The organism is Streptomyces sp. NPDC007905, assembly GCF_042959345.1.
Lineage (GTDB): Bacteria > Actinomycetota > Actinomycetes > Streptomycetales > Streptomycetaceae > Streptomyces.
Map to the genome: position 1 here is coordinate 1 of NZ_JBIBKS010000078.1, position 2,183 is coordinate 2,183.

The 2,183-nt window shown below is 67.7% G+C and carries 1 protein-coding gene; it reads left to right on the top strand.

The genetic code is table 11. The annotated features are described in order from the left end of the window. The first annotated feature begins 1,599 nt into the window (after positions 1 to 1,599). Positions 1,600 to 1,950 (top strand): ATP-binding protein, encoded by a 351-nt coding sequence (locus tag ACFZDC_RS41965; protein ID WP_391332366.1) that lies wholly within the window; start codon positions 1,600 to 1,602, stop codon positions 1,948 to 1,950. Positions 1,951 to 2,183: the final 233 nt, after the last annotated feature.

Consider the following 2,183-nt stretch of genomic DNA (forward strand, 5'->3'; position numbering starts at 1 on the left):
CGACGACCGCCGCCTCCACGGCCTCGTGCTCGGTGATGGTCTCGCTCATCAGGCGTCTCCTTGATCATCGGATCCGCCGTCTATTGGACACTCCCCGCTGACACCGTGCAGCCGCGTGCAGCGCCACCACAAAAGCCATGGTCGGCCAGGAGCCCACCGATCCGATGTCCAGTCGGTGGGCTGCCGCCGGGTCCGACAACGCCTTACGAGGCCGGTGCTCGGCCGCGGTGACGACATCGCTGAGCGGGCGGAGTGAACACAGTCCGGCCGCATAAGGCAGGGTCAGCCGGCTTCCGCCTCGATTCAATGGGTGGAAAGAAGAGTTGGGGATGGAGCCGCGGAGGCTGTGGAGGAGTATGGTGAACGGCGCACACCGAGGAGAGTCAGTGCGGATACGGTTGCATCCGCGGTGGTGGAACGTGTCGGCACCGGTGGCCGGTGCACACCGTCTGGCCACGCCCTCTTGATCAGCAGCCTTTTGGGGGTAGTACGCGGTGCCCGCCCGGCAGGGGGGACGGGGCCCGTCCGGGCGGGCGACCGTGCGCCTGGCCGAAGACCAGGCTCAGCGGCCCGGAGGGGGGCCGGGCCCTGCGACGTGTAGAGGTACCGGGAGCCGTCGCGCTCCCGCCACCGGTGGTGACCACCGCGTCCACCGCGCCTATGGCACCGGGCGAAGTGTGACCGAGGTTGTGGCGTCATGGACTGACGCCGGACGGCGCGGCACTGCCGCTGAAGGTGACCGCACTTCTCAGCTCATGGTGCTGGATGGCTGTCGGCCGGCGGACGTCCGGCTTCGGTGGCGCAGCGCGTGGGCGTGGCCGGCGCACCGACTCCTTCAGCGGCCTCCAGTAATGCACCGGAGCAAGCGGCAAACAACGCCCCGCCCAGCAGGTCACCCGATCGGCGTAACGCTTCCAGGTGAGCCGCGACCTCGCGAGCGCCCAACTCGGCAGCCTCGCACCTTGGTTTCCCACTCGCCCGCCGTGCCCCGTCGGCCCGAGAAACAACATCGAACAGGCAGTCCATCACGCCGGGCTACGCCATCCGAGTGGCAATGCCTTGCCCGCTGTTGCAGTCACATGCCAGCTCGGCGATAACGCTATGTATCCGACCGGTGGGCCGCCCATCCTTTCCGGGGGAGCGGCTGCCCAGTCATCGCGCGCGTCGGTTTCGGCCGACCGCTGGGGGTGGGAGCCGCGATGGTGCCCCTGTGAAAGGGGTTTGGATCCGTCAGCCGGCGGCGGCCGACGCCGGCTGACGCGGACCTTTCGTTTACGACGTAGGTCACGGTTCACTGGCTCGCGCACACCGGTGCCTCCTTCGCCCCCGTGCCGCGCCCTCGCTTTCCACGCGCCGACCGACGGGCGCTCCCTCGCCGCGTCGGCGACAACACCCGCACGCTCCCTCGGGACACCCGCGCCTCCCCGGCGCCCATGTCCCTTACCAAAACCGGGAAGAGCCATGTTGACGACCGTACTGTCCAGCGCGAGCATCACGCTTTCCCCTCAGGAAGTCGAACAATGGCCTGACACGTCCACAGCCCGGAAACTGGCTACTGTCTGGCGCCACTCACGTACCACCGTTTTTCGCCTCCCGGCCGTGGACCGCGCCGTCCCCGTCTGTCGACACCTGACTCGCCTATGGCTCGACAAGCAACATCTCACCGACGAAGACCTCAACTACGTCACACTGCTCGTCACAACGGAACTCGCGACGAACGCGATCGTCCACACCGGCAGTGCCACCATCACCGCCGAGCTGCAGAAGTGCAGAAGTTTCCTGCAGATCCAGGTACAGGACGAAGGGACGAAACCCACCAGCGCCCACTGGCACAACACCTGTGGATACGGACGAGGTCTGGCCCTCATCGCCACCTCCGCCCAGGCACTCGGCACACGCATAGAACGGGACGGCACCCGAACGATCTGGGCGAGGGTCTCCCGCACGTGAAGCCCCGTCGGGCCTCCCGCTGGGGTGCCGGAGCTGCATCCCCGCCGAGTGAGTCGTGACAACGGCCCGGATGCGTCCGGCAGTGCCCGATTCCGCCTGAAACGGCTCCATCCCTCGAGGGCGTGCTGGTGCCGTTGCCCTGGTCTCGGCCGGGGTGAGGTAGCCGAAGGTCTTGTGCTTGCGCAGGCGGCGGCGGTTGTAGAAGGTCTCGATGAAGGTGAAGACCTCGGCGC